The following is a 25,202-nucleotide window of genomic DNA, read 5'->3' on the forward strand; positions in this document are numbered from 1 at the left end:
TTATTATGCAGGGGAAAAAAGTATTAATTACGAGCGGCGGCTGCCTAGAAAAATGGGATCAAGTACGCGGACATACAAATTTAGCAAAAGGTACGATTGGAAGAATTATGGCGGAAGAGCTTATGGCAAAAGGAGCACATGTTATATATTTGCATGGCTATTTTGCTGAGAAGCCAATGGGTGTAAATAACCAATTAGAATTGCACCCATTTGAGGGGATTATTGATTTACAAGATAAGATGAAAAGTATTATTACACATGAAAAAGTAGATGCGGTTATTATGGCTGCAGCTGGCTCAGATTGGGTTGTCGAAAAGATTTGTGATCAAGATGGAACTGTTCTTAATATGAACGGAAAGATTTCAAGTGATATCGCACCAATTATTCATTTTCAAAAAGCGCCAAAAGTATTAAAACAAATAAAGAGTTGGGATCCAGAAACGATACTCGTTGGCTTTAAACTGGAAAGTGACGTAAATGAAGCAGAACTTATTGAAAGAGCCAGCAAAAGAATGGAAAGTGCAAAAGCGAGTGTAATGGTAGCGAACTCACCGCATTCTTTATATTCTCGCGGTGCTGTACATCACGTTATTGGACAAGATGGTAACGTGAAGTTATGTAATGGGAAAGATGAAACTGCAAAAGAAATTGTCAATATGTTAGGGCATTTATGCAATCGTATTACTGCTATGGAAATTTAAGCTTTTAGAAAGAGCCGTAGTCGCATAGTATATAATGGAGTTAATATTAAATTAGTGGGGGAACGTATCCCTCACTGATTATTAAATTGAGCCAATAGAATAGGCCATTAGCTGCCCGTAAATGTGTAATACATGATATATGCATAATGAACATTTTGTGAGGAGTGGATTGTATGGAACATTTATTAAAGCAAGCTATTAAACTTAGAAATGAAAAAAAATATGCGCAGTCTAGAGAGATACTTATAGGATTAACAAACTTTACGAGGGATGCAGAAGTGCTATATCAATGCGCTTGGATACATGATGCCATGGGTCTTGAAACGGAGGCGGTTCCTTATTATGAACAGGCAATTGCGAACGGACTTGATGGTGAATCCCTTCGCGGTGCGTATATCGGTCTTGGCAGTACGTATCGTTGTATAGGGGAATATGATAAAGCAATTACTGTATTAGAAGCAGGGATAAAGAAATTCCCAGAAAATGATGTAATGAAAGTGTTTTTATCATTAGCAAAATACAATGTGAAAGATCATGAAGAAGCGGTGAAATTATTGCTTGAAACGGTCGTAAAAGTAGATGAGGTAAAAGAATTTGAACGTGCTATCTCATTTTATAAAGATAATTTAAATGAGGTCTTTAAATAGAGGAGAGAAGGAATGAATCCATCAATTTCACGAAGGAAAAAAGGTATTTGGATTGGACTCGTATCTTTAATTATGTTGTCAAATTATTTATTGTATGCCCTTCCAATAATGCCAGCTGCCCCGAAAGAAGTAGTCCTCGGTTCATTATTAGATTTTATGTTTGTAATTCCAGTCATCACATATTTCTTTATTATACGGAAAAGATATTCGTTAACGTATATGTTTCCTGTAGTTATAGCTGGATATGTATTCGCAAGATTTATAATTCCTAATGATTATTTACAAGCTTTTTCATTTGTTTCGTATGTAATAGTTGCTGGAGAAATTGCGTTCGTATGTTTTGAACTGTTTCTTATATATAAAATTATAAGAGTACTTCCTAAAATAATAAAACGATATAAAGAATATCGAAGTGAGTATTCTTCATTTTCTTATGCGATTGATGCAGCATTTGATGTTAATATGAAGAGAAGTAAGACAGTAAATATCATTCTAACAGAGTGTAAATTACTCTATTATGCTTTTTTATCGTGGCGTGAAAAAGTACTAGAAAATGAATTCACATATTCATATCATAAGAAGACCGGTGCAATAGGTGTTTATATCATGATTATTCATGCAACATTAATTGAAAGTATCAGTTTTCATTATTTACTTCATCAATGGAATCCAGCTATAGCTTGGATTTTACTCATTTTGAACATATATGCGATGGTTTATTTTTTAGCTGAAATACAAGCGATGCGTAAAAATCCAATTGTCGTAACAGAAGAACAAGTTATCATTCAAATTGGATTAGGAAAGAAAGTTGTATTGCCATTTACACAAATTGATAACATTGTGTTTTATAAAGGTGAATCTTTAACGAAAGAAGAAGAGAAAGAGGTTCTTGACGCAACTGTTATGGAATTTATAAAGGAACCTGCAACTTTTGAAATAACGTTAAAAGAGCCAATTAAAGCGCAGTTGTTATATGGATTTTCTAAAACAGTAAGTCGTGTCCATTTAAATGTTGATAATGAACGGAAATTTTATGATGCGGTTATGGAGAAGTTAAAATAGGAGTAAAATGCTAAAGTCTCACCGTGCGTTTGGTGTATATGGAGTTTGTATTGAAAAAAATAAAAGACCATATATGAATTGTGGTTAATAAAATAGTAGTAGTTCATTAACTCCTTCCATTATAGAAGGAGTTTTTATGATGCGGAATACGGTATACTTTCTTAATCAGGAGCGTAAAGGATATAATTAAAACGGACGCATTATATGATAGAAGGGGTAACTAAAAAATGAATTGTTTACGTACATCAAGGATTGAAATTATAGAAAGAAAAATACGTTACGATTCTACAACTGTAGATCATGTTTGTTTATTAGTAGAAGCACAACCGAAGAGAATCGTACTATTTCATGAGGTACAGTATCCTTTTACTATGACAGCAAAGGAAATAAAATTAACTATTCCTAAAGGTAGTTATACAACCGCGTATTACTGGGGAAATCGTCCGTATAATTTATACATATGGAGAGATAGTGCAGGACAATATCTAGGTTCATATTTTAATATTGTAAAAAACACAAACATAACAAATGAGTTAGTATCCTTTGAAGATTTAATTATTGATATTATGGTTCTTCCTAACGGTGAATATTTCATATTAGATGAAGATGAATTACCTGAGTCATTAGATAAATTTGAGAATGGTTATGTGAAAGAAGCTCTTAACGTATTAACGGATACAGTTCATGTCTTCTTACCTCAAATGATTTTAGAAACGGAGACTATATTTAAACAGAAAGAGATTTTTTCTACATGAAAAATAAAAAAACTCGCAGCTTAATAGCTTGCGGGTTTTCGTCGTAAACAATTAAAAAATATGATAAAATTAAGAGGTAACTTATGGTACGGCTGGTTGTTCAATTATCACTTCTCCGAGTAGGAGGGGGGTGATAATACGTGAGTGAAATTACGTTGCTGCTGCAAGGTGGACTGTTTCTCATTGCATTGTTAACGTTTATTGTCGTCTTAATTGACAAGCTCAAAAAATAACAACCCACCTATGCCTATAGAATGTGGGTTGTTGTGTTTGTACGAAACAAATAGGATAAATGAACAATCCAATCTGCTAAGTTACGTGGACTAGTGTGTAGCCGCACACTAGTCTTTTTTATTTATATACAGTTTTTAATTGTTTTATGTGATTGTATTGTTCTTTTCATACTCATTATAACACAGTGTCTTTTCATGAAGAAAGGAGACCGTATGTTCTTATGTGGATTAAATAGAACGTGTAGTTTCTTTAAATAGCCCATCCATATACTGTTTTAAACTTTCCACAAAAAATCCTTTTTTGTCTACATTATTTACGCCGACAATTGGTGATGGAAGATTGTATCTCTTTTCTGATAAATGAACAACAACATCAAAAATATCAAATAGGCGAATGAAGCAGAACAGACCGTCTTTATCACTAAGTAAAATAAAGTAATGGTTTTCGCTCGTTGTATTTAATGTATTCCATAAAGAACTTTTGCTTAAGTCACGAACGATACTCTTTTCCTTTAATTCCATGAAATCGGCATTTAATAGAATGGTAGAAATATCAATCGCATCTGGATCGTCAAAGTAGCCATCAATTGTTTGTACAGCAAAAGTATAAGCCATTTTTAATACACTCATCTTATATTTACGGTTATCTAAAAGCAATTCACGTTGAATCGAACTAGCCACTTTTGTTACGCGCTCTTCTTTCCAAATTTCATTATGTAATGAAATATCGTGCTTTTTACATAGTTTCATAATTAATGCATTGGAATAAAGTATCTCATCACTTACTTCGACTACATCTGTCTCAGCGGCTGCTAGCTCCTCACCATGTTCATTCGTATAGAGAGGGGAGTCGATTTGTTTTTTCATTTGCTCAATCTTATATTGACTTAATTTATGTCTAATTAAAGGACGGTCAATATTTGTTGTCATATGTTCATGACAGGAATCACAAATTGAGTTTGTGAAATAATATCCACATAATATCTCTGGAATGACATATTGTTCACTAAGTTCTTTCGTATCTTTTCTGCAAATGATGCATTGTGTCATATTTATCACCTTTACCTGCAAATTTGTCTGTAATCTCATTGTAGTGTATTTAATGGTATTTTGGAATATTGTAAAGGAAAATATTATGTAAAATTCATGTTTATTTTGGTACAATGAAAAGAAGTGCTAGTTTAAAGGAGGATGTTTTTTTGAAATCGAAAGTGCACTTTTGGACATTAGAAGTGCTGATGGTTGTAGGAATTATATTTATTTGCACAAAAATATCGTTTCTATTTCAACCGATTGGTATCTTCATATCAACATTATTTTTCCCGATTTTAATCGCGTTATTTTTATACTTCATATTTAACCCAGTGTTAGTCTTTTTGGAGAATAAAAAAGTACCTAGAGGTTTAGCGATTTTACTACTGTATCTTTTTATCATCACATTAACTGGAGTTGCTATTGGAGTAGTTGTTCCAACCATCTCACAACAGCTAATGGATTTAGTGAAAAACATGCCGACTTATATAAAAGAGGGGAAAGTATACATACAAGATCTATCCCATCATAGGTTATTTGAATGGTTATCAACACAAAACTACGTTTCCATTGAAACAATTGAGAAAAATGCGATTGAATACTTAAAGGAAATACCAAACACAATTACGTCGAGTGCAACGGCTTTATTTGGTATCATCACGAACGTTGCGTTAGTTATCTTTACAGTACCGTTCATTTTATTTTATATGTTTAAAGATGGACATGCATTTCCAGGAAAAGCTGTTAGTGTATTACCAGAGTCTTACCGTGAAGAAGGACTTCGTATCATAAAGGAAACGAACGAAACATTATCTGCATATATTCAAGGTCAAGCGCTCGTTTGTTTATTTATAGGTGCCTTTACATTTACTGGTTACTTAATTATCGGTTTACCGTATGCTTTCGTTTTAGGAATTATCGCAGCATTTACAAACATCATTCCAAACTTGGGCCCATTTATCGGAGCAGCACCAGCTGTCATTATAGGTCTGTTCGTATCTCCGATGCAAGCTTTGTATGTTATTATTATTGTAACAATTGTACAACAGTTTGAAAGTAACATTATATCGCCACGTATTATGAGTTCAAAATTAAACATCCATCCGTTAACAATTATCATCCTTATTTTAGGGGTAGGTAATTTCGCGGGAATTATCGGAATGATTTTAGCAGTGCCTGCTTATGCGGTAACTAAAACAGTTGTTTCGAACTTAGTGAGATTGTTTAAGACGAAACGAAGTAAACGGAAATAGAATATGTTGAGAAAGATACACCGCTTAATAAGTGATGTATCTTTTATTTTTTTGAGTGTATGAAATACTTATTATTATATATTTTTTATACATCAAATCAGTCGGTAAATTTTTGTTAAATAAACTTTATCCCGCTATTTGCGGACAGTAAAACCCCCACCTCAAAATTCAGGTGAAGCAAAGAAGTTAGGGGGGAATCGGGCTGCCCGTAAACGCCCGATTGGTGAGGGCTAATAATCAGTGGAGGACGAACAAAATCCCCACTGATTAAAGTTTCACTTTATAAACTATGTGGAATCCCTCTGAACTATCCAAATCATTTCTTTACACCGCGTCATTAACATCATAATCGACTCCTTTCATTTCTAATATAAGTTCAAGCAATTATAGGTGAGTGTAGTACTTGCTTCTACGATCACGAATTTCATCTATAATCTTTTTATACTGTTTCTCTTGTTTTGCTTCATTTGCAGATATAGTTTCTTTTTGAATCGTAATGGTTAAAAAGAAAAGGTGAAACTTCATACATGAATTCCTCCTTTCGAATAGGAATTACAGGTGACTACAATAATGACTTTGTCGTTCTTTTACATTGTCCATCGACTGTTCAATTTGTCGGTCATGAAGTATATCAGACTCAGACAGTTTATTTTTTTGAATGGTAATAGTTAAAAATAATACTCTGAATTTCATTGGATTTTTACCCCTTTATAATTTAATTAGTAAAGACGATTGTAATAAGAGGACTGTCGTTCTTTTACTTCGTCCATAATATTTTTAATTTGTTGTTCACGTAAGATTTCAGCTTTTGAAGATTTACGTTTTTGAATGGTGATAGTTAACAAGAAAGCTTTAAATTTCATTAGGATATTGCCCCTTTATAATTTAATTAGTAAAGACGATTGTAATAAGAGGACTGTCGTTCTTTTACTTCGTCCATAATATTTTTAATTTGTTGTTCGTGAGAAATTTCGTCTTTTGAAAGTTTACGTTTTTGAATGGTAATCGTTAAAAAGAAAGCTTTAAATTTCATTAGGATATTGCCCCTTTATAATTTAATTAGTAAAAACGATTGTAATAAGAGGACTGTCGTTCTTTTACTTCGTCCATAATATTTTTGATATGTTGTTCGTGAGAAATTTCATCTTTTGAAAGTTTACGTTTTTGAATGGTAATCGTTAAAAAGAAAGCTTTAAATTTCATTAGGTTATTACCCCTTTAAAAAATATTTTTAATACATTTGTGTATAATACGAACTTTTAATGTCCGTTATTTTATCCATAGTTTGTTTTAATTGTTGTTTACGAAAGATTTCAGCTTCAGATAAAGTTTTTTTCTGAAGTGCAGTCGTAAAAAAGAAAATATGAAAAGTCATAATCGAATTCCTCCTTTCGAAAAGGAATTACAAGTGATCGCAATAATGTGCTTGGCGCTCCTTAACACGATCCATTGCTTTTTCAATTTGTTCATTATGAAGCATTTCAGCCTTTGAAAGTGTGTTTCTTTGAATCGTAATACTTAAAAACAATACGTTAATAGTCATCGAATGTTGCTCCTTTCTTAAAAAAATAATGTAAGAGACTAAAAAATCGCACAAAAAAGCCACAGGAAGATATCGTTCTCCTATGGCTGGGCGTGAAAAAGCCACAGGAAAGTATACGACCTCCTGTGGCGAATTTATGAATTAATAGAAATAAAGTACGATTTTCAATTCTCCGTTAGGGTGGTCGAATTCATATTTAATTGTCCGAAAAACACAGGTGCAGTTAACGCTAAAGTTAAAGCATGTAATTGTAATTTCATCATTTCCTTCGACCTCCTTTTAGAATATTTTTCTTACGTTAGTAAGTATATACAATTAATGGATAATTGTAAACATAAAAATTGAAAATTTTTAATTTTGATTAAAATGCGTATATTTTAAAGGGTACGTTGTATCGATTGGATAATAAATAGAACTTGGGGGGTGTCTAATGAAGTATATGAATAGAATAGCAGGTGTTATGCTAACAATTTTTATATTTGGTACTGCTTGTTCTAATGGAGAACAAATAAAAGAAATACTACATATTGAACCTGGGGCTTTTAAAAAATATACGGGGACATACGTTGGAAATAATTCCGACGTGTTTGCGATTGTTAAAAACTTACCTGGTGGTGAAACAGTTCAAAGTTTAAATTTAGAAAATGAAAATATTAAAGTGGAATATGGTGCAAAAGAGAATGGAAATCTTACAGAAGAAATGATTGAGACGTATTGGTTTGATGGGAAGGATACGATGAAGAAGAATTTTCTCTTTAATGCTATTTATCTTGCAGTTTTAGTACCGAATGCGAAAGGGTATGAGTTTCGGGTTGAAAATCAAAGTTTTGCATTGAAAAGAGAAGAACTTTTACCCATACTCTATAAAGAATTTTATGATTTGCCAAAGGATGATCTTATATGGAATAGGGCAATCGTAATGAACTTCTTTTACGGTAATCAAAAAAATAGAAAGGCTAGTTAATAATAAAGATTTTCGAAAGCAATTTTTTGATAGATATCCTGTACGGGAATCTAAGTTATAGGGAGGGAGATGGGGTTATTTCATGATTGAAAATACGAACATTTTTAAAGGGAGTCATTCATTATCGAATGACTCTTTTTCGATGAAAATTATGGAAAAAAATATAACGATGTGCTATGGTTAATTACATAAGTAATGAACCTATGAACTTAAGGTGGTGAAATCGTGAAACCTACTTTAGAACAAAATAAGTTAATATACATACAAATTGCAGAAACCATTGAATCTGATATTTTAAAAGACATATTGCTTGAAGAAGAACAAGTTCCATCGACAAATCAATTTGCGAAGATGTTACAAATTAATCCGGCTACAGCTGCAAAAGGAGTAAATCTACTAGTGGATGAGGGGATTTTATATAAAAAGAGAGGGATCGGGATGTTTGTTACAAAGGGAGCAAAAGAAGTCGTACTAAAAAAAAGACAAAATACTTTTATGACCGAGTATTTACCTAAAGTGTGGGAAGAAGCAAAAGTACTAGAAATATCAAAAGACGAATTGATGGAAATGATACAAAAAATTACGAAGGAGGGGAAAGAGTAATGTTTGCACTTGAAACGAAAGGTTTAACGAAAAAATATAAAAGGAAACTAGCTGTAAATGAAGTAACAATTTCATTGGAAGGACATAAAATATATGGTTTGCTTGGAAGAAACGGAGCGGGGAAAACAACATTATTAAACCTTCTTGCTGGACAAATTATTTCAAGTAGTGGAAGTGTATCTATATTTGGCGAAAATGTTTTTGAAAATAGTAAAGCGATGCGAAATATTTGTTTCGTAAAGGTGAAAGAAAACATTAATTTAAGTAGTAAGGTAAAAGATGTTTTTTATTTGTGTAACATGTTTTATGAAAATTGGGATCAAGAATATGCTGAGGAACTTATAAAAAAATTTCAATTGAATGCAAAAGAAAAATATTATGATTTATCCCATGGCATGCAAACAATTGTTGGTATTATTAAAGGTTTAGCTAGTAGAGCACCAATTACTATTTTTGATGAGCCGACTACCGGTTTAGATGCAGCACATCGAGAGTTGTTTTACGAATTACTATTGGAAGATTATAGTGAATATCCACGAACAATCATCTTATCAACACATTTAGTTGAGGAAGTGTCCCATGTTATAGAAAATGTAATCATATTAAAAGAAGGATCATTAGCTGTTCAATCCTCTGTGGAAGATTTTTTAGAAAAAGGACACATAATATCAGGACATAAAGATAAAGTGACAAATTTTTTAATGGGGAAAAATGTTGTAAAGCAAGAGTTGTATGGGAATAAAGAGATTTCTGTGATATGGGAAGATCTTTCTGCTAGAGATTATGAGCTGTTAGAAACTGAAGGGTTAGAAATAGACAGAGTAACACTGCAAAAACTATTTATTTATCTAACAGATAATGAGGTGAAATGAAAATGCTTTTAAAACAATTAAAGTTACATATGAAATTTCATTATAAGGCTGTTCTTATCTTTTGGTGTGTGGCATTACTTATAAAATGGACAACAACTGCAACTGATATAAAGGGACTAAAGGTAGCATTTTTACATGATATCTTCAATAATTCATCTATTGCAATTGCAATATTTATTGTGGCAGGTGTTTTTCTTGTTCAAGATGACATATTTCGTACAGTTGTCTCATTTGGCGTTACTAGATTACAATTCTTTATTGGTTCAGTATGTTTTATTATATTACAATCAGTAATTTTTTCATTTCTTCAGGTTTTGCTTTTACAAGGTACATTTTATGAAACGAAACATATAAATTTAGGAGCACATACAATCGAACAATTCTTTGCACAGTTCGTGTTCTATCTTTTATTAGCTAGCTTATTTCAATTAACAACTATTTTTCAGAAAAGATTTAATTGGATAGGCTTTGCTTTTAGTGTGATTTTTTTCTTGGGGTTGACGAGTACAATTTATGGTAAGGTAGGTTTGAAAGAATTGGTATTTATTGATAGTAAATCGTTACTTGATATACCTAATTTTATATCAATTTCGATAGTGCTTATTTTAATATACTTTATAATTAGCGCTCTATTTATTCGTAAAGTTTCTTTTGAGGATACGATTTAAGCACAATTACTTGAAGAGAGAAGGAAGACTGTATGGGAGATACTTCTTCACTAATAACCGTCTTTTTATGCGTAGCACTGCTGATTTTTTGGCGACGATATCGTTCTATGTATAAGCCGATAAAGGGACAGGGAAAACGTATTTTGTGGCCATTACTATTTTTAACACCAGGTATTATATTGTTTTTTGGTCCAGTACACCCAGCTATATTACAAGTGACTATAGCGGTATTCATTGGGGCTCTTTTCGCCGCACCACTTATATTTCTTACAAATTATGAGCGAAGAGAAGACGGAAACATTTATACGAAAAAAAGTGCAGCCTTTTTAATTACCTTTATCGGAATTGTTATTTTAAGATATGGTTCAAGACAATCTATTGTTGACTTAGATCAGCAAACAATTGGTTTATTATTTTACGTCGTTGCAGTATCGTATATTATTCCGTGGAGAATTGCTTGTTATATAAAATTCAGGAAAGTTTTGAGAGAAAATAATAACCATGCTATATGAAAACTTCTCAAATGAGAAGTTTTTTATTTTTATATGCAAGCAAAATAATTTGTTGAGGTTCACGCTACCATACAATATGATAAATATAAAAAAATTGAGTGGAAGTAGGGGATATAAAAGTGCGTACAATTTTACTGTTTTTACATAACATGCCCATTGATGAAATAGAAAGTATCAGAGAAAAGCATGATCCTTTATTCAGATTAATCCCTCCTCATATAACAATTGTATTCCCATTCGAAAGTTCCATTTCGAATGATGAGCTGGAATTACATATGTTGAAAGTGACAAAAGGGGTTCATCCGATTGAAATTGAGTTTTCTAGCTGGATAAGTAGCAAGGGAGAGTATCTATTTTTGGAAGTTGAAAGAGGGAAAGAAAAAATAGAAGAATTGCACGATAGATTGTATATAGATCCTTTACTACAATTTTTGAGAACGGATATTGTATACATACCACATGTAACAGTTGGAAGGAAAGGTAGCACGGAGTTAGCAACTGAAATAGCGAAGGAGATTCCTAGTTTTCATGAGAAGTTGAACTGTGTAATTAATAGAATTAGTGTGGAACGAATTGGTGAGAATGGGGAATCAATTATTGAATTTGAAGTACCATTGCAAAAAAGCTGACAAAAGTCAGCTTTTTTATTTCGTAACATGAAGTAAAGCACCAATCGCACCACTATAACCGTCGTCTTGTAAAAAGACGGGTATTTTGTTTTGATATTCTGTATAGCTACTTATAATATTTTGAAGATGTACGTTATTACATAGAGTAGAGCCGATGTAAATGATATGGTCAATATTTTTCGCTTCGGCGAATTGAAGGCTTAATGCTGTGACGACTTCACCGACAAGTCCTTGAACGGTAGCTAGTATATCTGAATTACTATAATTTGAGTCTGTAATGGTCGCTTTTCCGAAATTGCTAGCAGTTAAGTTATTATCAATAGGGGAGAGAATCCCTCCATAAATATCTCCAACTGTAATATCTAGACTGTTTCTTGAACCAATTTTCGTAAGCGGAATCACATCTTCAAAATGATCTATATTTGTTAATAGTTTTGAAAGACCCATAATAGTACCACCGCCAACTCCAGTTCCACCAGCACGAACGTATTGCTTGTCGTGAACGTAGTGAATAGAAGTACCTGTACCGATATTTGTTAATACAAAGTTGTTTATAGCACGTTTTTCTTCTTTTAGAATGTAGCGTACGCCTGTTAAAGTAGCTTCAAACTCGTTCAACTCTACTATTTTATATGAACCTGAAAGTAGTTGTTCTAACTGTTTAGCTTTGCCACCTGTAATGCATAATTGTGTAATTGAATTATGATTTTGAAGCCATTCTTTAATTCTTTCTTGTTCATATGAATAAAATTTTTCGAAAACTAATTTGTTCATTTCGTTAAAGTAAGCAATTTTTGTTAATGTTCCCCCAGCATCAATACCAGCAACATTCCGCATTTTTCTACTCCTTACTATGTAATCTGTTTAATCAGCTTGATATATTAATAGCTTTTCAATGGTAACGATTGATTGACCGTTTACAGAGGCAATTCCTTTCCCAAGAATAAACCCTCGTCTGTTACGTGTTAATTCATAATGTAAGTCAAGTTTATCACCGGGATACGCATTTTCATGAAATTCCACCCCATCTAAAGAGGAGAGGAAACCAAGTCCTTCAGATTCACCTGTACTTACAAAAGCACTAAGTTGAGCAAGTGCTTCTACAATTAACATATGAGGCATATAGTTTTGATTTTCATTAATAAACCACTCGTTATTTGTAATCAGTTTGTATCCTGTAGCTGATTGAGATTCTTTAACGTTTGTAATTTTATCGATCATTAAAAATGGATAGCGATGTGGAAGAGTATCTTTAATATTCATATCGTACCTCCAGGAATAATAATACCCCTGCTAAAGTTAAGCAGGGGAGTTATTATTAATTTTTAACTAATTCTTCTACTTTTTCAATAGAGAAAATACCGCTATTTTTAATGTTTTCAACTGCTTCTTGTAATACTACTTTATCTTGAACAAGTGCAATACGTACAAAGCCTTCTCCATGAGGACCGAATGCATGACCTGGTGTGACAACGACATTTGCACGATCCATAAGTGCATAAGCGAACTCTAGAGAAGTCCATCCTTTCGGAATTTCAGCCCAAACGAACATACTTCCAACTGGTTTATCGACATTCCAGCCGAATTTGCGGAATCCGTCCACTAAAGTATCTCTACGTTCTTGGTAAATGCTTCGGTTTTTCTCGCAAAATGCAGCGCCGTGTCGTAATGCAGCGGATGCAGCTTTTTGAATTGGTAAAAACACACCGTAATCTGTATTAGACTTAAATTGCGTAAGCGCGCCGACAATTTCTTCGTTACCAATCATATAACCAATACGGCTACCAGCTAAACTATAACTTTTAGATAAAGAATTAATTTCTACACCAACTTCTTTTGCACCAGGCACAGATAAGAAGCTAATTGGCTTTTGGCCATCAAAATAAAATTCAGCATAAGCAAAATCATGGATAACGATAATATTATGTTTTTTCGCGAATGCGATTACTTCTTTAAAGAAATCTTCATGAGCCATTGCTGGAACTGGATTTCCTGGGAAGTTCAAAATCATCATCTTCGCTTTATCGGCGATTTCTTCAGGAATAACTTCTAAGTTAGGTAAGAAATCATTTTCTTTCTTTAATGGCATGTAGTAAGATGTTGCACCGGCCATTTGAATTCCTGTTTCATAAGCTGTATATCCTGGGTCAGGAACTAGTATTATATCTCCCGGATTTGCAAAAACCATAGGTAAATGAACGAGTCCGTCTTGTGAACCCATTAATAATAAAACTTCTTTTTCAGCATTTAATATAACATTGTGAGTGTTGTTGTAATATTCAGTTACAGCTTCGTGAAATTCTTGTATGCCTGTTAATGTGTATCCATAACTTTCTTTTTCACTCGCCGTATGTACCATTTCTTCTCTTACAAAATCAGCAGGAGGCATATCAGGATTCCCGATACTTAAATCAATCATTTTATGACCTGCTGCAATTTTTTCTTTTTTATAGGCCCCTAATTCACTAAATATAGAAGATTGGAATGCTTTCATTCTAGTTGCTAACGTGTAAGTCATCAAAACCCCTCCTAAAAACAGTGTTTTCTTTCTACGTTTTTAATTATTCTGAAAACACATGTTTACATTTTATCATTTTTTTATGAAAATTAAAACGATTGACAAATTTAGAGGGAGGATAATAAGGAGAGAAATAAAAATAACTCAGAAAATATTTTCTACGTTATAAATGGAGATTAATTGTTTGTTTTTTTATCCCGCATTAACGGGCAGTAAAACTCCCACCTCAAAATTCGGCTGGAGCAAAGAAGTGAGGTGGGAGTTGGGCCGCCCGTGAACACCCGATTGGTGAGGGCTAATAATCAGTGGGGGATGCCCCCCCACTGATTAAAGTTTCGCTTTATATGTACATGTTTTTTCAGTTGTAAAAAAGTATACAATTAATTTATTATCGACAACTTTTAAAGATTGATCTGATGTAAACGAATTACCATAATCAATATGATAAACGTTAGAATTTTTAACAAACGACCCTTTAAATAAATCCTCTTTTTTATTGGTTGTTTGCATTTCCACTAAATTGTGAACAACCTTTTCTTTCTTTTCTTCTTTTACAACTGTTTCAAATTTATAATACACAGGGCATTCACCTTTTTTATTATCAATGACTTCCCAAGAGCCGTATATATCATTATTGCTACATCCACTAAGTAGAACGATTAATATAGGGAAAATAAGTAGAAACTTTTTCATTGTGTACTCCTTTCTTATTATTTTTTATAAACGTGCGAATACAATAAGAATATTGTAATGAATAAAGTTTAAATTTTTATAAAGAATTAATAAATTTCACATAAAAATTTGGAGAAGGGTGGGATTTCAAAATAAAAAGGCATGAATCTAGTGTAATACCAGATTCATGCCTAGAACTCTATCTTATGTTATGTCTTTTGAGGATAAATGAAGCGGAAAGAAGAATGACAATTCCATTTACAACATACGTATTTGCACTAATAAAGGCTAGGTTAGCTGCGCCAAATCCACCTTTATCGAATATGGTAGCGAATGCTGTAGTAGTCAAAAAGATAATGGGAGTTAACAGTAAGAATAAGAAACCTGCAACAATCCTTCTTTTAAAGTTATTTTGAGATAGGGAAATGGCTAAAAAATTAAGGACGCCAAACATAACGAATGAAAACAGAAGGGTAATTAATAATTGCATACCAGCAGACATTTCCACAGCTCCTTTTTGAAGAATCTATAATTTATTGTATTCGAAAGTAGTAGGGGATACTCCTTTAAAAATTGGAACTATACAAAGCATATAAATTTCAATCCTAGAAATTGAAAAAGAATGGAGCCATATTAAAATATTGGATCCATTCTTAAGAAGTATTAGTTTTATAAATTCGCAGATTGTGACGTTTGTTTTTCAAATTGTTTCTGCTTAGATAGGGAAATAAATATAATCAACAACGAAATGACGCCGAAAATTAGAACCATATACTGTAATCCAATTGTATCTAAGAAGAAGCCAGTTCCAAGTAAGACAATTTGGAACATAACTCTTTCAAACATATTACGGAATGAGAAGAGGCGGCCGTGATAGCTTTTTTCTACTTTCGTTTGGAAAATTGTCGACATAATAGGGAAGAAACAGCCGACACTAAAGCCAAACAAACCAAACGATGTAAGAGCCATCCATTTTATATCGCTAAAGAACAATGAAAGGTGTGCAAAAGCGGTACAAATTGCGAAGAAATATAGTAACTTTTCAGGTTTGAAATGATCAGATAAACGTTTAATAACGAAGGCACCTAACATAAATGCTACACCTTCAATTGTATATATGAATCCTTTAATCGTTGGATCGTGTTGCATTTCGCTAATGTTAATAACCATTAAATTGAATCCAGCTATAAATAATAGAGGGATAATACTTAATATAAGTGCTGTAAAAGCGATAGGAATTCCTTTTAAAATACGAAATACTTCCATAAAGCTATTATCTTTAGCTGATTCTTTACTTGATGTAGTTGACTTTTTATCTTCAAATTGTAGGAAGAAAGTTGAGAGGAATAATAAAGCGTATGCTGCCATTGAGAAGGCATACATATACTGTAAACTCATTACAACTAAAAGAATTCCACCTAGTGAAGTACCCGCAATACGAGCGATTGTACCAACATTCATATGTACACCGTTCATCTGTAATAACTCATGCTCACGAACGATTAGAGGAATTACAGATTGTAATGCAGGAAAATAAAATGCAGCTGAAATTTGAAGTGCAATCATAAATGCAATCATGAATGCGATACTTTCATATTGAATGGCGAAAAACATGAAAATAACACTAATAACACGACCGAATCCAGCGTAAAGAAGAACTTTCTTTTTTTCATATTGATCAATGACACGCCCAGCCATTGGACCAACTAGAACACCAGCTAACAGTCCGATAAATAATATAACGGATTTCATAAAATCAGAAGGGACGTATTTTTGCATAAATTCAAGATTACCAAGAATACCAAGCCATAACCCTAGACCAGCAATAAACTCCCCAATTAATACGATCCAAACATTTTTATTACGCCACATAATTTAAACCTCTCAGTCTTTTAAAATTAAAAACTCGTATATAAAACCTCCGTATTTATTCATTATTTTTTAACGCGCTTTTTTAGAGTCAGAGTCTATATTACGTGTTTCATTAGTGGATTTCAATTTTTTTGATTTGTTGAAAATTTGATTAATTATATGATGAAATAAGTAATTCAAAATGTGAAAAACTCTTGATTAAATACAAATTGAAAATAAAGAAAAACATAGAGAAAATAAAAAAGTGAGAACGTAGTTACTACTTCTCACTTTTCTCAAATGCAACATCAAACACTAGATTCTTTTAGCGACACTTATGATCTTGTCCAATAGCTAAACCGCTAAAAGATAGTGGACCAACAACATCTGCACTTGCACCACTAGTAAGGTTTTCTACAGTTAATGAATATTCGTGAGTCCCGCAGCTAACATTTTGATCTATAGCTTGAAATGTTTGCGCGTAAAATTGCTCAGAATCTGTAGATTCAATTCCTACTTGAGCGTTGAAGATTTCTGTATTGTCACGGAAAATTCGGAATAAAACTTGTGAAATCTCAGTTATACCTTCAACTCCAACTGTAGCAATTAATTCTACTCGATTATTACATGCATCTCTTCTAGAAATTTTTAATTTAATATTAGCTAGAATTGCTTTGTTTGGGGAATGGGGAATCGTAAAAGTAGTTTCACCAGTTTTATTTATTGGTTGAGTAGCTTGGTAATCAATGATATGAGTCATGTTCGTCACCTCCTTATATGCTAAGATATGAAAGTAACGATGAATTAGCTTGGACATATACTAGAAGATGTTAATAGAATTGAGAATAAAGTTGAATATAGGGCGATAATATAAAAGCATCGAGAAAGAATCACAATACTGTGAGTTGTTCCTTGATGCTGTTTGTACATTAGGCAGAATATTCTTCTTTACGCACTTCAAAGAATTCATTACGGCGTAAGTAATTAAAAATTTTTTCCGAAACCGCTTCTTCTTGAGATATTAAGAAACGATGATCAAAAGCATAGAAAGATTGACCTTTAATTAATTTTACGTAGTATATTTTACACGCCTCCTTTAAATTAGGATTCTTAAATACTTTCTATTATGATGACCTATCTGGTTGTTAATAATACTTAAAGTTTCAAAGGGAAGAAGTATAAATTCAAAAAAATATTGAAACAGCTTACAAATCTGTAATGTTTTTGTCACCTTTAACGATAGTTAAAATCAACCAATATCTCCTATGCTACAAATAAGTTACATAAAACAAGGAGGTAGAAAGATGGAGGAAGTAATTGGAGAAGTTGTAGCAGAGATTTGTGAATTTGTAGTTGAAGTTACGGTGGATGTTTTAGGAGATTTAGTTTCCGGAAATGATGAAGAGAAAGAAACATTATAAAATTTGTAAAAAGTTTAAAGATAAACAATGTGTAAAAGCTGATTTCTAAAGGGAAGTCAGCTTTTATATTTTTTACATTATATTAATAATATTTAAACATCGACCTGTTATGATATTAATGAAACCAATAAGGGAGCTGATCGATATGAATATGCCTAATTCTAGATGTGATGTACCTGATTCTAGTAAGATTGTGGCGACTATAAATGAAAAGGAATATCACTTTATGGTTCGTAAACATCCACTTGCAGGAAAGATTATAGCGCTATTTGAAAATGGGAAAGAATATGGTTTGCTTGATAAGCAAATCGCTAGTAGGGGTAAATTTATTAGGTCAGAACTTACTAAGTTGGAGCATTTTAACATAGATATTCTTTATGATAGTCCTGGGTGGATATGGATTGGCATGGATCAATATGGATTGCATGCAAGAGAGGCTACTAATAGCGAAGTAGAAGTTCTTGTGAAGTTACAGGAGGATTAAGTTATTTAGACGTGTAAGAAGATTCTCAAATATAAGAGATACTTTGTCGGGTTATGGGATAAGTTCCCATAACCTTTTTTGTTTTGTACTTAAAAATAAAAGAGTTAAATTTTTTTGATAGAAGGTCTCTAATAGAAGAGACGATACTAAAAGAGGATTTGAAATTATATAAAGAGAACTTATAAATTAAATATAATACTTTATAGAAAGAAGATGATAAAAATGAGTAAAGAAGAACTTGTGAAACAACAATTTGGTAGTAATGCAGAGAAGTATGTGAAAAGTAAAATTCATGCAAAAGGACCAGATTTACAATATGTAGTTCAGCAAGTTGAAACTCGTCATAATACTCGTCTTCTAGATATTGCTACTGGTGGTGGACATGTTGTAAATTTGTTAGCCCCAATGTTTAAAGAGGTAGTCGCTCTTGATTTAACAGAAAAAATGTTAGAAAAAGCAAAAGGTTTTATAGAAGGGAACGGGCATGAAAATGTATCATTTGTAGCAGGAAATGCAGAAAATTTACCATTTGCTGATGAATCCTTTGATACAATTACATGCCGAATTGCAGCACATCACTTTGTTGATCCCTTGCAATTTATTTTTGAAGTAAATCGAGCGTTAGAAGATAATGGATTATTTATATTAATTGATAACGTTTCACCAGAAAATACTGAATTTGATACATTTTATAACTTTATAGAAAAGAAGAGAGATCCAAGCCATGAACGAGCTTTGAAAAAAACAGAATGGATTACTTTATTAGAGAAACATGGTTTGCAAATGCAGTCATGTCATACTTTTGACAAGAAGTTCGATTTTGATTGGTGGTGTGATATGATGGATGTACCTTTGCAAAAACGTGTAAAGTTAACAGAGTGTATGATGAAAGCATCAAATGAAATGCAGGAATTTTTCAAAATTCAATTTGAAAATAATAAAATAGAATCGTTCTATACTGAAATGGCACTGTTCGTATGTAACAAAAGTTCAACATTAAAAAGATAAATTTCTTGCAGTCTTTCTGATGTACGATATACTTAGTACAGAGAAAATGAGAATTGAGGAATAGCAATAATGATTCGTGTACGTATTGAGGGAACTGAGGAAGAGATGCTTGAATTTTTAGAGGAAATGCCTGACATTCCTGGGTTTGAAAAAACACATATGAGAGAACCGAGAAAAGGGAATAATCCGAAATATGATTCAAGCAAAAATGTATTAGCGTATTTATCGTATAAGAAGATTGAAGTCGCCAATAAATAGGCGGCTTTTTTAATTATCTCCGTTTCACCGCCTTGTCTTTTTCGCATAATAATAATAGTAGATTATGCTGGAGAGGGGTGAGGAAAGTTAATCAAAAAATAATCTTTTTCGGAGATTTTGGTATTGATGATGCAGTAACGTTAATTTATGCGAATAAAACATGCAAGTTAGATATTATAGGTATCGTTGCAGAGTATGGAAATGTATCAAGAGAAATTGTAACGGAAAATGTTTATTTTTTAGAAAGATACTATGCTACAAAAGTGAAAATTATTGAAGGTGCCAGTAGACCGATGACAGCTGAAGAACCTTTATTTTCCCCTGAAATTCATGGGGATCACGGTTTAGGTCCAATTATTCCACCGAAAATGAGAATTTGTGAAAGAGAAAATTTTTGTGAATTGATTAAATTAATTGAGCCTTGTCCAGAAGATATTATTATAGTGGCGACGGGACGATTAACAACACTTGCAACATTATTTTTATTGTACCCCAATTTAATGAATTGAGTATGTTCTTATTATATAATGGGCGGTGCTTTTCTATTTCCAGGTAATGTTACACCAGTATCTGAAGCCAATTTTTACGGCGATCCAATTGCGGCAAATATCGTAATGAGATATGCGAAGAACGCTACTATATATCCGTTAAATGTAACGCAAGAAGCATTTATTACCCCTGAAATGGTCGATATTATTGATAAAGAGGGAACAGGACAGGCGAAACTTATTAAGCCAATGATCGATTTTTATTACGAGAACTTTTACAAAAAAGAATATCCAGGTATTGCTGGGAGTCCGATTCACGATTTACTTCCGTTCATTTCATTTATTAATGATGACATTTTTGAATATAAAAAATCAGCAGTTTGGATAAGTACGACAAATGATGTAACGAGAGGTCAAAGTGTTGCAGATTTTAGAAGAATAGCTGAGCCAACGACGTTTGATAATCGTCCTATACAAAGAATTGCGGTTGAATTTAATTATCAAGCGTTTAAAGATGAATTTATGAGAACAATATTGAAGCCAGATGGTCCTTAATATGTTGAGCAGATTTGAATGATTTTCATAAGACGAATAACTTATGAAAAATGTAACATAACTAATGGTAAGCAATTGTTTCTGATTATAATTTTATTGTTCAAAAATAAAGGAGGTAAATATATGATTTGGTATTTAATCGTCGGTGGTATATTGGGATGGTTTGCAAGTTTGATTACTGGAAAGGATGTACCGGGCGGTGTAATTGGTAATATTATTGCGGGTATTATCGGTTCTTGGCTTGGTACGTTATTACTTGGTAAATTCGGTCCTGTTATAGGGGGATTTGCAATTATTCCAGCTTTAATAGGTGCGATTATTTTAATCTTCATCGTGAGTTTTCTATTACGAGCAATACGGAAATGAATTTAGTTGGACTGTTTACATTTGTAAGCAGTCCATTTTATATGTTATGCTACTATTATACAATCAGGAGGTGTCAGCATTGAAATCATTTACAGTAAATTTTCATCAAGAGGATAATGCAAAGGCAACAACAGTACATAAATTAAGTGAAGAGGACTTCGATAAAGCAACAGAAAAAGGTACTCGTCATCTATTTGATTTAGATACAAACGTTGGTTTCTTCGTATTCTTTGATGCTGAAGATGCAGAAGGAAACGAGCAATACTTAATGTTACAATATGAAGGAGATCATGAAGAGCCAAGTGCTTGCTACGGATTTGATTTGAAATTGTTCTATCAATTTTTAGCACTATACTTAAATGATCTTGAATTCCAAGGTGAGACAAATGAAGAAGAGGAAGAAAATGGTCCAATTCATCATTTAGCACACCTACTTTACCATATCGTTGAAGACGGTAAATCTATCGAAGTGTAAAAATACATATTTGAAGCTGTCCTTAAATAGGACAGCTTTTTTAATTATATGAATAGGCAATCTTAGTAGGTGTAGTTTTATATTTCTTCCATGTTTCACCCGCAACATTTCTGTTATAATTGGCGTAACTAAATTCATGGAGGCTATTTCTATGCTCGTAGATGTAAAACATTTTATAAAAGCAGCAGGATTAACTGTTATCACATCGTTAAGTGGAGACAATACATTGGCTCACAATTTTGAAACTGTAAAAAGCACTTTCACTACATACATAAAGAAGTTAAGATTAACCTTTTAATTTTATTTTTATAATTTAAATAGACACATTACTTAGGGGAGATAATTTGTTTACAATAGAAAATTACACAAATTCTTTAAAAAAAGGCCTCGAAGAAAAATCGGATGATTTGATTCGAAAGATAAAAGAGACACTTCAGTTTAATTATTATGAAGGAATAGATATATTAGATTTCACAGCTTTTGTTCAGTCATTTGAAATGTCCGTTGTCATGTTTTCGATGGATAGAGGAGCAAATGAAGTTTTTTATGAAGGAAAGGATAGCAGTGTCTTTTCTGGTAGTCACGATTTGATAGATGATGTGGAATATTATAAATTCCATGATGACGAATCAGACGGATTTTGGGAGTTTTATGAAGAAAACGATGAAGCATTATCTGAAATTGAAACGAAAGCTATAGTGGAATGGTTTGCTATGTGTTGGAATAAAGCAGGTGGTACCACTGCTAAATTACCGTCTTATTTTACTTTTCATGATTATGATGAATGCTTCGATTTACATAACAATAAATGGATTTCTGATGGAGACAAATGGTTTGATTAAACTCAAAAACAAAAGGGAAAGATTTATCTTTCTGTTAACAAGTAAAACAGTCTTTTACTGAGCAAAGGGTTCTGTAACAGGTTAAATCTACAGAAGTTATTGATTGAAAATAAAAAGCATGACAATTTTATGTCATGCTTTTTATTTATATACGTCAAATTTAAATACTATAAGTGTACGTGATTTATAAATAGTTTGGTGTGATTTAACACATATAACTTTCTTTTGTCATATCCAGCTCCATATATAACTTTACATGTGCCATAGTAGAAAATACCTTACTTTATTTATATAAGAAAGATTTCTTAACCTCATTTTATTATTAAGGATAGCTAGATTATGTTTGCGAATGATATCATATCGGACGATCAAGTGGCTTAAAATTCATTTATTAATATGTTTAATGCTTTTGATTTTATTCTTTCATACTCCATAGCTTCAGTGAGTTCAGCAGCAAGTAATGGTGATTTTCTGACGTATTTTTCACGGATTACATCATATAATTCGTAGGGAAATAGCATATCAATAAACATGATTTTTTTTTGCTCGGCTGTTAAAGGAGAAACTGATTCATATGCATTAATCATAATGTTAAATTGTTCTTCGTTCCATGTACCTGTTGTATCTAATAAAGGAATAATCATTTTGCGTAAATCCCGAATCGGTAGATCGAACGAAACGGTATCTAAATCAATTACCCAAATTTGATTATTCGTATCCAGTAAAGAATTTCCTGTTCCATAATCCTGGTGACATAAATTGGGGGATGCTCGTAATTCTTCTGTCCACTTTCGATATTCAGACTCTAATAAACGTTGATACGTAAGTTTTGCTTCTGTAATAAAAGGATCGATTTCAGCTAAGTATAGTTGTGAAAAAGGGTCATCAATCAAGGTTTCAGATAGGTTTTTCCAAACCTCCATCTGTTGAAATCTTTTAATATAATGATTAGGCCAACGACCTAATTTTGTAAAGATAGGTATACCTGGTGGTGGCTTATAACCAATAGAAGCTACGTGAAAATCTGCTAATCCCTTCATAATCATTTCAAGATCTTCTTGCATAGTCAGTTCAAAAGGTCTACCTTCAATCCACTCGTATAAAACAAATAAAAATGGACCGTGTTTTGTATAGAGTTGGTCCTTTTTATTAGGAATTATATTTGGAACACGCATGCCTTTTTTAGAAAGATAATCTTGAGCATGAATTGAAAATAAAGCTTTCTTTTCAGGTCGATGAATTCTTTTTAAACAAAATGGTCCATCTGAAGTATGAATTTTCCATACTAGGGCAAGTTGCCCACCTTGTATAAGTTCGATTGTAGTTGTATGAATATCCCAATGTTTAACCATGCTTTTTGCTAATGATATTAAATTTAGTTCCTCTTCAGGTGATAGTATATATTCCGCTTCCTCATTGTGAATTTCCAAATATGTCACCATCCTTTTGTGTTCTCTTATTACTTTATGGTGCATGGTCATTTTTGTTTGAGATATTCGCCTATAAAACAAAAAAGTGATGTTTTGCCTAATTTAATTGTAAAGAATAGAAAAAACAATGAATAATTCACAAAGATAAAACTTATTCCGTAACATATACTGAAAAGAATTATATTTTTATGAAATAGGGAGGGTAAAGAATGAAAATTGCAATAATTGCTACTGAAAAGCTACCTGTACCTGCCGTGAGAGGGGGGGCTATTCAAATTTATATAGATTCCGTCGCCACCATTATTGCCTCTAAAGGAAATGATGTAACAGTTATCTCCATTACGGATCCAAATTTAAAAACGGAAGAAAAAAATGGTGGTGTAAGATATATACGTTTTGCAGAAGAGGGATATCTTCATGATATTCTTGAACATTTGAGAAATGAACAATATGATGTGATTCATTTATGTAATCGTCCTAATTGGATTACGTTATTAAGTGAAGTGGCAACAAAGACAAAATTTGTATTAAGTGTGCATAATGAAATGTTCGCGTATGAAAAGATGAGTGATCAAGAAGGAGAAGCATGTATTAAAGCCGTTTCGAAAATTATAACAGTGAGTGATTATATAGGAGAAACGATTACCTCGCGCTTTAAGACAGCACAGTCTAAAACAAAAACAGTATATTCAGGTGTAGATTTAAATGAATATTATCCGGATTGGACTATAAATGGAAAAGAAGTTAAACGTTATGTAAAGAAAGAGTTGAATTTGCAAAATAAAAAGGTGGTTTTGTTTGTTGGGCGCCTGAGTAAAGTGAAGGGACCTCATATTTTGCTACAAGCTCTCCCTAAAATTATTGAAAAAAACCCAGATATTGTAATGGTTTTTATTGGATCAAAATGGTTTGGTGATAACAATGTAAACAACTATGTTAAACATTTATATACATTGGGAGCAATGTTTCAAAATAATGTAATCTTTATTAAATTTGTTAAGCCTAAGGATATTCCAACACTGTACACTATGTCAGATATTTTCGTTTGTTCTTCTCAGTGGCAAGAACCTCTTGCCAGGGTACATTATGAAGCAATGGCGGCAGGATTACCAATTATCACTAGTAATCGGGGTGGTAATCCTGAAGTAATTGAAGAAGGAAAGAATGGTTATATTGTCAATGATTTCGAGAATCCTGATGCATACGCAGAGAAAATTATTAGTCTATTAAATAATGAATCTAAGAGAGAACAAATGGGGAAATATGGACGTTTGAAAGTTGAAAAGGATTTTGGTTGGAATCGCGTTGCCATGAATTTAATTGGAGTATATAAGGAAGTGCTATAGAATTCAAGAGGAGG

36 protein-coding genes and 2 pseudogenes are annotated in these 25,202 nt (G+C 32.5%); 21 read left to right on the forward strand and 17 right to left on the reverse strand.

The window, feature by feature from the left end:
- The first annotated feature begins 5 nt into the window (after positions 1 to 5).
- From QCI75_RS12560 to QCI75_RS12580, 5 genes are all read left to right on the forward strand, one after another.
- Positions 6 to 701: a phosphopantothenoylcysteine decarboxylase domain-containing protein gene (locus QCI75_RS12560; protein WP_353760582.1), complete on the forward strand. Its 696-nt coding sequence runs from the start codon at positions 6 to 8 to the stop codon at positions 699 to 701.
- Between the two features lie 173 nt (positions 702 to 874).
- Positions 875 to 1,348 (forward strand): tetratricopeptide repeat protein, encoded by a 474-nt coding sequence (locus tag QCI75_RS12565; protein WP_219919072.1) that lies wholly within the window; start codon positions 875 to 877, stop codon positions 1,346 to 1,348.
- Between the two features lie 12 nt (positions 1,349 to 1,360).
- Positions 1,361 to 2,410, forward strand: a complete 1,050-nt coding sequence (locus QCI75_RS12570; RefSeq protein ID WP_353760583.1) for a hypothetical protein — start codon at positions 1,361 to 1,363, stop codon at positions 2,408 to 2,410.
- A 227-nt stretch (positions 2,411 to 2,637) separates the two neighbouring features.
- Positions 2,638 to 3,165 carry a ribonuclease FAU-1 family protein gene (locus QCI75_RS12575; RefSeq protein WP_353760584.1) on the forward strand — a complete coding sequence of 176 codons (528 nt, stop codon included), beginning with the start codon at positions 2,638 to 2,640 and terminating at the stop codon, positions 3,163 to 3,165.
- A gap of 140 nt (positions 3,166 to 3,305) precedes the next feature.
- Positions 3,306 to 3,398, forward strand: coding sequence for a putative holin-like toxin (locus tag QCI75_RS12580; protein ID WP_087945754.1), 93 nt, complete (start codon positions 3,306 to 3,308; stop codon positions 3,396 to 3,398).
- 228 nt (positions 3,399 to 3,626) lie between these two features.
- On the opposite strand, the gene QCI75_RS12585 is transcribed toward QCI75_RS12580, so the two are convergent.
- Positions 3,627 to 4,448 carry an HNH endonuclease gene (locus QCI75_RS12585; protein WP_002110427.1) on the reverse strand — a complete coding sequence of 274 codons (822 nt, stop codon included), beginning with the start codon at positions 4,446 to 4,448 and terminating at the stop codon, positions 3,627 to 3,629.
- A gap of 149 nt (positions 4,449 to 4,597) precedes the next feature.
- On the opposite strand from QCI75_RS12585, the gene QCI75_RS12590 reads away from it, so the two are divergent.
- Positions 4,598 to 5,683: an AI-2E family transporter gene (locus tag QCI75_RS12590; protein ID WP_098777966.1), complete on the forward strand. Its 1,086-nt coding sequence runs from the start codon at positions 4,598 to 4,600 to the stop codon at positions 5,681 to 5,683.
- A 384-nt stretch (positions 5,684 to 6,067) separates the two neighbouring features.
- On the opposite strand, the gene QCI75_RS12595 is transcribed toward QCI75_RS12590, so the two are convergent.
- From QCI75_RS12595 to QCI75_RS12625, 7 genes are read right to left on the reverse strand one after another with little or no spacing between them, the layout of a single operon-like run.
- Positions 6,068 to 6,208 carry a YrzI family small protein gene (locus QCI75_RS12595; RefSeq protein WP_002142199.1) on the reverse strand — a complete coding sequence of 47 codons (141 nt, stop codon included), beginning with the start codon at positions 6,206 to 6,208 and terminating at the stop codon, positions 6,068 to 6,070.
- A 27-nt stretch (positions 6,209 to 6,235) separates the two neighbouring features.
- Positions 6,236 to 6,376, reverse strand: a complete 141-nt coding sequence (locus tag QCI75_RS12600) for a YrzI family small protein (RefSeq protein WP_098498463.1) — start codon at positions 6,374 to 6,376, stop codon at positions 6,236 to 6,238.
- Between the two features lie 26 nt (positions 6,377 to 6,402).
- A complete protein-coding gene (locus tag QCI75_RS12605; protein ID WP_353760585.1) occupies positions 6,403 to 6,546 on the reverse strand; it encodes a YrzI family small protein in 144 nt (47 codons plus the stop codon).
- 26 nt (positions 6,547 to 6,572) lie between these two features.
- Positions 6,573 to 6,716 carry a YrzI family small protein gene (locus tag QCI75_RS12610; protein ID WP_098341357.1) on the reverse strand — a complete coding sequence of 48 codons (144 nt, stop codon included), beginning with the start codon at positions 6,714 to 6,716 and terminating at the stop codon, positions 6,573 to 6,575.
- A 26-nt stretch (positions 6,717 to 6,742) separates the two neighbouring features.
- Positions 6,743 to 6,886: a YrzI family small protein gene (locus QCI75_RS12615; RefSeq protein ID WP_353760586.1), complete on the reverse strand. Its 144-nt coding sequence runs from the start codon at positions 6,884 to 6,886 to the stop codon at positions 6,743 to 6,745.
- A 28-nt stretch (positions 6,887 to 6,914) separates the two neighbouring features.
- Positions 6,915 to 7,058 (reverse strand): YrzI family small protein, encoded by a 144-nt coding sequence (locus tag QCI75_RS12620; RefSeq protein WP_000142704.1) that lies wholly within the window; start codon positions 7,056 to 7,058, stop codon positions 6,915 to 6,917.
- Positions 7,059 to 7,085: 27 nt separating this feature from the next.
- On the reverse strand, positions 7,086 to 7,226 hold the full coding sequence (locus tag QCI75_RS12625; protein ID WP_097829482.1) for a YrzI family small protein: 141 nt from the start codon (positions 7,224 to 7,226) through the stop codon (positions 7,086 to 7,088).
- Between the two features lie 430 nt (positions 7,227 to 7,656).
- Here QCI75_RS12625 and QCI75_RS12630 point away from each other — a divergent pair.
- From QCI75_RS12630 to QCI75_RS12655, 6 genes and pseudogenes are all read left to right on the forward strand, one after another.
- Positions 7,657 to 8,251 (forward strand): annotated as a pseudogene (locus QCI75_RS12630) (DUF4825 domain-containing protein).
- 164 nt (positions 8,252 to 8,415) lie between these two features.
- Positions 8,416 to 8,793 (forward strand): GntR family transcriptional regulator, encoded by a 378-nt coding sequence (locus QCI75_RS12635; RefSeq protein WP_098777972.1) that lies wholly within the window; start codon positions 8,416 to 8,418, stop codon positions 8,791 to 8,793.
- The gene (locus tag QCI75_RS12640; protein WP_144507554.1) at positions 8,793 to 9,665 is read left to right on the forward strand and encodes an ATP-binding cassette domain-containing protein; all 873 of its coding nucleotides are present in this window, start codon (positions 8,793 to 8,795) and stop codon (positions 9,663 to 9,665) included. The genes QCI75_RS12635 and QCI75_RS12640 overlap by 1 nt, the downstream gene beginning before the upstream one ends.
- Positions 9,662 to 10,333, forward strand: a complete 672-nt coding sequence (locus QCI75_RS12645; RefSeq protein ID WP_353760587.1) for a DUF4052 family protein — start codon at positions 9,662 to 9,664, stop codon at positions 10,331 to 10,333. The genes QCI75_RS12640 and QCI75_RS12645 overlap by 4 nt, the downstream gene beginning before the upstream one ends.
- Before the next feature lie 32 nt (positions 10,334 to 10,365).
- Positions 10,366 to 10,845 carry a CcdC family protein gene (locus QCI75_RS12650; RefSeq protein WP_353760588.1) on the forward strand — a complete coding sequence of 160 codons (480 nt, stop codon included), beginning with the start codon at positions 10,366 to 10,368 and terminating at the stop codon, positions 10,843 to 10,845.
- A 119-nt stretch (positions 10,846 to 10,964) separates the two neighbouring features.
- On the forward strand, positions 10,965 to 11,474 hold the full coding sequence (locus QCI75_RS12655; protein ID WP_144507552.1) for a 2'-5' RNA ligase family protein: 510 nt from the start codon (positions 10,965 to 10,967) through the stop codon (positions 11,472 to 11,474).
- Between the two features lie 15 nt (positions 11,475 to 11,489).
- On the opposite strand, the gene coaW is transcribed toward QCI75_RS12655, so the two are convergent.
- The 8 genes from coaW to QCI75_RS12695 all read right to left on the reverse strand — a co-directional run bounded on the left by coaW (position 11,490) and on the right by QCI75_RS12695 (position 17,597).
- Positions 11,490 to 12,311 carry a type II pantothenate kinase gene (gene coaW / locus QCI75_RS12660; protein WP_353760589.1) on the reverse strand — a complete coding sequence of 274 codons (822 nt, stop codon included), beginning with the start codon at positions 12,309 to 12,311 and terminating at the stop codon, positions 11,490 to 11,492.
- A gap of 27 nt (positions 12,312 to 12,338) precedes the next feature.
- Positions 12,339 to 12,737 carry a 3-hydroxyacyl-ACP dehydratase FabZ family protein gene (locus tag QCI75_RS12665; RefSeq protein ID WP_144507550.1) on the reverse strand — a complete coding sequence of 133 codons (399 nt, stop codon included), beginning with the start codon at positions 12,735 to 12,737 and terminating at the stop codon, positions 12,339 to 12,341.
- A gap of 55 nt (positions 12,738 to 12,792) precedes the next feature.
- The gene (locus QCI75_RS12670; protein WP_353760590.1) at positions 12,793 to 13,992 is read right to left on the reverse strand and encodes an LL-diaminopimelate aminotransferase; all 1,200 of its coding nucleotides are present in this window, start codon (positions 13,990 to 13,992) and stop codon (positions 12,793 to 12,795) included.
- A 327-nt stretch (positions 13,993 to 14,319) separates the two neighbouring features.
- Positions 14,320 to 14,685 (reverse strand): hypothetical protein, encoded by a 366-nt coding sequence (locus QCI75_RS12675; protein WP_353760591.1) that lies wholly within the window; start codon positions 14,683 to 14,685, stop codon positions 14,320 to 14,322.
- 178 nt (positions 14,686 to 14,863) lie between these two features.
- Positions 14,864 to 15,166: a hypothetical protein gene (locus tag QCI75_RS12680; protein WP_353760592.1), complete on the reverse strand. Its 303-nt coding sequence runs from the start codon at positions 15,164 to 15,166 to the stop codon at positions 14,864 to 14,866.
- 167 nt (positions 15,167 to 15,333) lie between these two features.
- Positions 15,334 to 16,536, reverse strand: a complete 1,203-nt coding sequence (locus QCI75_RS12685) for an MFS transporter (protein ID WP_144507543.1) — start codon at positions 16,534 to 16,536, stop codon at positions 15,334 to 15,336.
- A 304-nt stretch (positions 16,537 to 16,840) separates the two neighbouring features.
- Entirely contained in the window at positions 16,841 to 17,275 is a 435-nt protein-coding gene (gene exsC, locus QCI75_RS12690) for an exosporium protein ExsC (protein ID WP_144507541.1), read from the reverse strand.
- Positions 17,276 to 17,444: 169 nt separating this feature from the next.
- On the reverse strand, positions 17,445 to 17,597 hold the full coding sequence (locus QCI75_RS12695) for a YqbF domain-containing protein (RefSeq protein ID WP_080018204.1): 153 nt from the start codon (positions 17,595 to 17,597) through the stop codon (positions 17,445 to 17,447).
- A gap of 484 nt (positions 17,598 to 18,081) precedes the next feature.
- Here QCI75_RS12695 and QCI75_RS12700 point away from each other — a divergent pair, with 484 nt between their 5' ends.
- The 8 genes and pseudogenes from QCI75_RS12700 (at position 18,082) to QCI75_RS12735 (ending at position 22,412) form a co-directional block, all read left to right on the forward strand.
- On the forward strand, positions 18,082 to 18,420 hold the full coding sequence (locus QCI75_RS12700) for a hypothetical protein (protein WP_144507539.1): 339 nt from the start codon (positions 18,082 to 18,084) through the stop codon (positions 18,418 to 18,420).
- Between the two features lie 222 nt (positions 18,421 to 18,642).
- Positions 18,643 to 19,428 carry a class I SAM-dependent methyltransferase gene (locus QCI75_RS12705; protein ID WP_353760593.1) on the forward strand — a complete coding sequence of 262 codons (786 nt, stop codon included), beginning with the start codon at positions 18,643 to 18,645 and terminating at the stop codon, positions 19,426 to 19,428.
- Positions 19,429 to 19,497: 69 nt separating this feature from the next.
- Positions 19,498 to 19,686: a DUF3970 family protein gene (locus tag QCI75_RS12710; protein WP_144506388.1), complete on the forward strand. Its 189-nt coding sequence runs from the start codon at positions 19,498 to 19,500 to the stop codon at positions 19,684 to 19,686.
- A 77-nt stretch (positions 19,687 to 19,763) separates the two neighbouring features.
- Positions 19,764 to 20,729 (forward strand): annotated as a pseudogene (locus QCI75_RS12715) (nucleoside hydrolase).
- 123 nt (positions 20,730 to 20,852) lie between these two features.
- Positions 20,853 to 21,095 carry a GlsB/YeaQ/YmgE family stress response membrane protein gene (locus tag QCI75_RS12720; protein ID WP_144506390.1) on the forward strand — a complete coding sequence of 81 codons (243 nt, stop codon included), beginning with the start codon at positions 20,853 to 20,855 and terminating at the stop codon, positions 21,093 to 21,095.
- 79 nt (positions 21,096 to 21,174) lie between these two features.
- Positions 21,175 to 21,570, forward strand: coding sequence for a hypothetical protein (locus QCI75_RS12725; protein ID WP_002110404.1), 396 nt, complete (start codon positions 21,175 to 21,177; stop codon positions 21,568 to 21,570).
- 151 nt (positions 21,571 to 21,721) lie between these two features.
- Positions 21,722 to 21,868, forward strand: a complete 147-nt coding sequence (locus tag QCI75_RS12730; protein ID WP_144506391.1) for a chorismate mutase — start codon at positions 21,722 to 21,724, stop codon at positions 21,866 to 21,868.
- Positions 21,869 to 21,914: 46 nt separating this feature from the next.
- Complete coding sequence (locus QCI75_RS12735) at positions 21,915 to 22,412, forward strand: hypothetical protein (protein ID WP_144506392.1); 498 nt, start codon at positions 21,915 to 21,917, stop codon at positions 22,410 to 22,412.
- Positions 22,413 to 22,789: 377 nt separating this feature from the next.
- Here the strand turns inward: QCI75_RS12735 and QCI75_RS12740 are convergent, their stop codons facing one another.
- Positions 22,790 to 23,893, reverse strand: a complete 1,104-nt coding sequence (locus QCI75_RS12740) for a spore coat kinase CotI (protein ID WP_144506393.1) — start codon at positions 23,891 to 23,893, stop codon at positions 22,790 to 22,792.
- Between the two features lie 158 nt (positions 23,894 to 24,051).
- Between QCI75_RS12740 and QCI75_RS12745 the strand changes: the two genes are divergently transcribed.
- Positions 24,052 to 25,188 (forward strand): glycosyltransferase family 4 protein, encoded by a 1,137-nt coding sequence (locus tag QCI75_RS12745; RefSeq protein WP_353760594.1) that lies wholly within the window; start codon positions 24,052 to 24,054, stop codon positions 25,186 to 25,188.
- The last annotated feature ends 14 nt before the right edge of the window (positions 25,189 to 25,202 follow it).

The sequence above is a fragment of the Bacillus cereus group sp. RP43 genome (genome assembly GCF_040459645.1).
Lineage (GTDB): Bacteria > Bacillota > Bacilli > Bacillales > Bacillaceae_G > Bacillus_A > Bacillus_A mycoides_C.